Here is a 5,406-nt window from a genome sequence, read left to right on the forward strand (position 1 = left end):
CGGAGCGGCGGCGGGATCGGCGGTCGGAGCCGGAGCAGCGCCGGCGATGGCGGCGGCGGCGTCATATTCGGCCTTGGTGTAGGCCACGACCACGCCGCCGTTCTCCTGACGGATGCCGCTCAGCGGAACGGCGCGCAGTTGGCCATCGGCGCCGCGCACGGTGAGTTCCTGCTTGCCTTCGGCGTTGTTCTGCACGCCTTCCAGCTTGCCGAGTTCGCCGTCAGGACCGCTGACGGTCATGCCGGGGTTCAGCGAAAGCGACTGTTGCGAAGCGGCGGCCGCAGCGGGCGCCTCGGTCGGAGCGGGTGCAGGCGTTTCCTGCGCCAGGGCGGGCGCGGCGAACATGAAGGCGGCGGCGCTGGCCAGAAGGGCGGTCTTGATGGTCATGGGAAACTGTCCCCTGTTACGCGGGCCCGACGCCCGCACCGCAATATACTCCTCACGTTACCGATTGTTTCATCCGCCCCGAAATGACCTTGTGAGCGCCCCGGTTGGACGATTCTTGGTCTATGGTCGGGCGCTCGCGAATCGAAGGCCTACTGCTTGTCCAACCGCCCCGCGCAAACCTCCGGCCTGATCCGCCGTCTTCTGGGCCTGGCCTATGAGTTGACGCCGCTGGTCTTCGCCATCTTGGCCTTCGGGGCCGGCGCCTTGATGCTGGTCTCGGCCGTGACGCCCGAGTTCGACGACCGGCTGCGCAGGCTGACCGGCGTGGTGTCGCCGATCCTGGTGGACCTGTCGCACTTCGTGGGCAGCATCGCGGGCTTTCTGTTGCTGATGCTTTCGGCGGGCCTGTGGCGGAGGCGGCGCGGCGCCTATTGGGCGGCGCTGGCCGTCTTGGGCATCGGGGCGGTGTTCTCGGTGCTGAAGGGGCTGGACTGGCAACAGGCGACCGACCTTCTGATCGTGGCCGCGCTGCTGGCGCCCTGCCGCACCGCCTTCAATCGACGTTCGCGCCTCAGCGAGCCGCTGCGGCCCAGCTGGCTGCTGCTGCTGACGGCGGTGGTCGCGGCCATGTTGTGGCTGGGCTTCTTCGCCTATCGCGACGTGGATTATAACGACGAGCTGTGGTGGCGTTTCCTCAGCGATCGCCAGGCGTCGGGCTTCCTGCGCGCGGGCCTGGTGCTGGCGATCCTGACGCTGGTGGTGGCGGGTCGGTCGCTGCTCAGCTCGCCCGGCGCCCACAGCCACGGCCCGGCCAAGCCCGCCGACATCGAACGCGCCCGCGCGGCGCTGGCGGCGGCGGATTCGGCGACGCCCGAGGCCTGGCTGGCCATGCTGGGCGACAAGGCGCTGATGTTCAGCCCGTCGGGGGCCAGCTTCCTGGCCTATCGCGTGCGGGGGCGGCGATGGATCGCCATGGGCGAGCCGGCGGGTCTGAAGTCCGAGCGGCGCGAACTGCTGTGGTCCTTCGCCGAAATGGCCGACAGCTACGGCGGGGCGGCGGTCTTCTATTCCGTCAGTGAAGAGGTGCTGGGCGATCTGGCGACCATGGGGCTGGCGGTGCGCAAGGTCGGCGAGACGGCGGTGATCGACACCGCCGCGTTTTCGCTGGAGGGAAAGTCCAAGCAGAACCTGCGTACGGCCATCAACCGGGCGGAACGCGAGGGCGCGACCTTCGAAATCCTGCCGCCGGGTTCGGCCCGTCCCATCGCGGACGAGCTGAAGGCGGTGTCCGACGCCTGGTTGGCCATGCATGAGGGGGCGGAAAAGGCTTTTTCCCTGGGGCGGTTCGACGTCGACTATCTGGACCTGACGCCGCTGGCGATTGTGAGGGAGGGCGGACGGATCGTCGCCTTCGCCAATCTTCTGACGGCGCCGGACGAGGCGGCGGTCGATCTGATGCGCCATCACCCGGATGCGCCGCACGGGGTGATGGACTATCTGTTCATTCGCTGCGCCCAATGGGCCAAGGATCAGGGGCTGGCCAGTTTCGACCTGGGCATGGCGCCGCTGGCGGGGCTGGAGGATCGGCGGATCGCGCCGGTGTTCGCCCGGGTCGGCGCCCTGGTGTTCGACGAGGGGGGCGCGCTTTACGGCTTCCAGGGTCTGCGCAGCTACAAGGCCAAGTTCGCGCCCGACTGGCGCCCGCGCTTCATCGCCGCGCCCGTCTCAACACCCCTGCCGCTGGCCCTGCTTGACGTGGCCCTGCTGACCAGCGGCGGCTGGCTGGGGATGCTGGGTCTGAAGAAGAGTTAGGTCAGAAGCGCCTTCAGCACCCCGTCCAGAACGGGTCGGCCCTGGTCTGTGGCGATCAGCCGGCCCTGGCGCAGGGTCAGGAACCCGTCCGCGATCAGGTCCGCGACCGGCGCAGCTTCGAAAGACAGGTCCAGTATCGAAAGCAGGGCGGCCGGCGCGCCTTCGGTGGTGCGCAGGGCCAGAAGGAACCGTTCCTCCGCCGCATCGGCAGGCGACAGGGTTTCGCGGTCCGACCAGGGCACCGATGCCTCGACGCCCGCCACATAGTCGGCGATGCGGCGATGGGCGACGGTCGCGGTCCTGATCCCGTCCAGCGTCAGCCGACCGTGGGCGCCGGGGCCGAGGCCCAGATAGTCGCCGCCGCGCCAGACGTGCAGATTGTGCGCCGAGCGCGCGGCCGGACCCAGCGCATGGTTGGACACCTCATAGGCCTCGAAGCCGGCCGCCGACAGGACCGCCTGGGTCGTTTCGTAAAGGGCGGCGGCGACATCCTCGTCCGGCGTGATCAGGGTTCCCCGCGCAAACGCCCGGCCGAAGGCGGTGGTCCGCTCTATGGTCAGTTGATAGGGCGAGACGTGTTCGAACCCCAGGTCCAGCGCGGTGGTCAGTTCGGCGGCCCAGGCCCCAGGCGTCTGGTCCGGTCGGGCGTAGATCAGGTCGATGGACAGCCGGTCGAACGCCCGACGCGCCAGATCGACCGCGCGATAGGCCTCGGCCGCCGAATGATCCCGGCCCAGAAAACGCAGGGCGTCGTCGTCCAGCGCCTGAACCCCCATCGACAGGCGATTGACCCCGGCCTGGGCCAGGGCGGCGAAACGGGCGGCCTCGGCGTCGGTGGGATTGGCCTCCAGGGTGATCTCGATCGGGCCGGTCGGCGGATAGAGGCGTTCGGCCGTCTCCACGATGCGGGCCACAGCCTCGGCCGCCATCAGCGAAGGGGTGCCGCCGCCGAAGAAGATGGAGGCCAGCCGCCGGGGTCCGGTCAGGGTCCGCTGGGCCTGAAGATCCTGAAGAATGGCGGCGACCAGCCCCGCCTGCTCGACCGCCCGCCCCCGGTCACGCACCACGTTGAAGTCGCAATAGGGGCAGATGCGCGAACAATAGGGCCAGTGGACATAGAGGGCGACATCCGACCCCGGATCGGGCGGCGGCATATCAGTCAATCAGGACGGCCCTCAGCTTTTCGAAGGCGCGGGTGCGGTGGCTGATCGCGTCCTTGGCCGTCGGCTCCATCTCGCCGAACGTCAGGTCTGCGCCATTGGGAATGAACAGGGGATCGTAGCCGAACCCCCGGTCGCCGCGCGGCGGGAAGGTCAGGCGGCCGTCGACCACCCCCTCGACCACGACGCAGGGGCCGTCGGGCCAGGCGACGGCCAGGGCCGAGGTGAACCAGGCCGTGCGGTCGGTCGCGCCGATCTCCTCCAGGCGCTGCTCCACCTTGGTCATGGCCACGGCGAAATCCTTGCCAGGCCCGGCCCAGCGCGCCGAGAAGATGCCCGGCGCCCCGTCGAGCGCCGCGACCGACAGGCCGGAATCGTCGGCCAGCGACACCTCCCCCGACCGCTCGGCCGCATGGCGCGCCTTCAGCATGGCGTTGCCGGCGAAGGTGGTCTCGGTCTCGTCCGGCTCGGGCAGGTTCAGCTGTCCCGCCGTGACGATCTCGTAATCTCCGCCCAGCAGGGCCGAGATTTCCAGGACCTTGCCCGGATTGTGGGTCGCGACGACGATCCGCATCCCCTTGATAAGCTTGAGTTTCATGGGGGCTCCTACCGCTGAAACAGTCTATTGCCAAAGTTTAATATCGTTAAACGATATGTAACGTGCTTTTCCCTGCCGCACGGCCTATCTCTTGATCATCGAGAACGAGGTCGCAGCGTTCTTGATTTCGGTCAAAGCCGAAAAGTTCGTGCGACCACGAAACAAACCGGGCGATAATCGTCCTTCAGGAAAGACGGAGAACTACGATGCATACGATGAACACCTCGATGTGGCTGGACAAGGTCGGCGCTGCTTTCGTCAGCACGGTTCTGATCGCCGCCCTGCCGACCGCCCTCGTCACCGTGCTGATGCAAGCCTTCTGATCCTTACGCCATTTCGATCACGAGAGTTTTGACGATCTGCATGAAGACCGCGATGTATAGAGCCGCGCGCGGGTTCTTCGCACCCCGCGCGGCCGCCGTCCGCCCTCTTCAGACCTGAGACCAGAACCGCCATGCGCCTGCCGACGCCGCGACATCCGACGAAGCGAGGCGAGGCGCGATCCCTGACATGGCTGAAGGCCATGGGGCCGGGATCGGTGTCCAGCGTGCTGAAGATGGTGCTGGACGTGGCCTATGTGCTGTTGTGGCTGATCACCGGGCTTCTGCTGCTGCTGGTGATCGCGGCCATCTTCATTCCCCTGGACAATGTGAACATCACCGTCAGCGGCGACGCCGGCGGCAAGCAACTGCCGCTGACCCGGACCCTGTTGCTGTTCGGCCTGGGCGCCGCGACGGCCTATTTTGGCGGATTCATGCTTATTCTCCGCAGCCTGCGCCGCATCATCCGAACCCTGACCATGGGCGACCCCTTCCAGCCGGACAATGTGCGCCGCCTGCGCCAGATCGGCCTGACCCTGGCGGTTGTGACCGGCGGCGTCTGGCTGGCGCAGGGGTTCGTGGCCAAGCGGCTGGCGCCGGGGGTCATGGACCCGCAAGGGCTGGGCGAACTGCTGACCCCCATATTCTCCGTCCTGATCGTCTTCGTCCTGGCGGAGGTGTTCCGCGAGGGCGCGCGCCTGCGCCGCGAATCCGAACTGACGATCTGAGCCGTTTCGACTAGGATTTTTCCGCATGGCCATTCGCGTCCAGCTCGACCGCGTTCTCGTCGAACGCCGCATGTCCCTGACCGAACTGGCGGATCGGGTGGGGGTGACGGTGGCCAATCTGTCGATCCTGAAGACCGGCAAGGCGCGGGCGGTGCGGTTCTCGACCCTGGACGCCCTGTGTCGCGAACTGGAATGTCAGCCCGGCGACCTCTTGGCGCACGAGCCGGGTCCGGGCGACGTGTTCGAGGACGACGAGGCGGCATGAGGCGAAAGGGCCCGGGGCGCGACGACAACGGACTGACGCCAGAGGACCGTCGCATCTGGACCCGGGTTTCCAGCTCGGTCGCCCCGCCGCGCGCGCGAAAGGCCGCGCGCGTCACGCCGGGCGCGGAGACGCCGCC

The 5,406-nt window shown here is 67.9% G+C and carries 6 protein-coding genes; 3 read left to right on the forward strand and 3 right to left on the reverse strand.

The genetic code is table 11. From position 1 onward, the window contains the following. The coding region (locus tag RTU05_RS16615; protein ID WP_312599438.1) for a hypothetical protein at nucleotides 1–387 on the reverse strand (387 nt) is incomplete at its 3' end. 156 nt (nucleotides 388–543) lie between these two features. Between RTU05_RS16615 and RTU05_RS16620 the strand changes: the two genes are divergently transcribed. Further along, nucleotides 544–2,199, forward strand: coding sequence for a GNAT family N-acetyltransferase (locus RTU05_RS16620; RefSeq protein WP_312599439.1), 1,656 nt, complete (start codon nucleotides 544–546; stop codon nucleotides 2,197–2,199). Here the strand turns inward: RTU05_RS16620 and hemW are convergent. After that, entirely contained in the window at nucleotides 2,196–3,353 is a 1,158-nt protein-coding gene (gene hemW, locus RTU05_RS16625; protein ID WP_312599441.1) for a radical SAM family heme chaperone HemW, read from the reverse strand. The two genes, RTU05_RS16620 and hemW, sit on opposite strands and share 4 nt — an antisense overlap. Before the next feature lies 1 nt (nucleotide 3,354). Further along, a complete protein-coding gene (rdgB, locus tag RTU05_RS16630; RefSeq protein WP_312599440.1) occupies nucleotides 3,355–3,957 on the reverse strand; it encodes an RdgB/HAM1 family non-canonical purine NTP pyrophosphatase in 603 nt (200 codons plus the stop codon). A 454-nt stretch (nucleotides 3,958–4,411) separates the two neighbouring features. Here rdgB and RTU05_RS16635 point away from each other — a divergent pair, with 454 nt between their 5' ends. Both RTU05_RS16635 and RTU05_RS16640 read left to right on the forward strand, forming a co-directional pair. Further along, nucleotides 4,412–5,005, forward strand: coding sequence for a DUF2975 domain-containing protein (locus RTU05_RS16635; protein ID WP_292044685.1), 594 nt, complete (start codon nucleotides 4,412–4,414; stop codon nucleotides 5,003–5,005). 25 nt (nucleotides 5,006–5,030) lie between these two features. Then, nucleotides 5,031–5,270 carry a helix-turn-helix domain-containing protein gene (locus tag RTU05_RS16640; RefSeq protein ID WP_087121176.1) on the forward strand — a complete coding sequence of 80 codons (240 nt, stop codon included), beginning with the start codon at nucleotides 5,031–5,033 and terminating at the stop codon, nucleotides 5,268–5,270. The last annotated feature ends 136 nt before the right edge of the window (nucleotides 5,271–5,406 follow it).

It is taken from the genome of Brevundimonas sp., from assembly GCF_032017145.1.
Taxonomy (GTDB): Bacteria; Pseudomonadota; Alphaproteobacteria; order Caulobacterales; family Caulobacteraceae; genus Brevundimonas.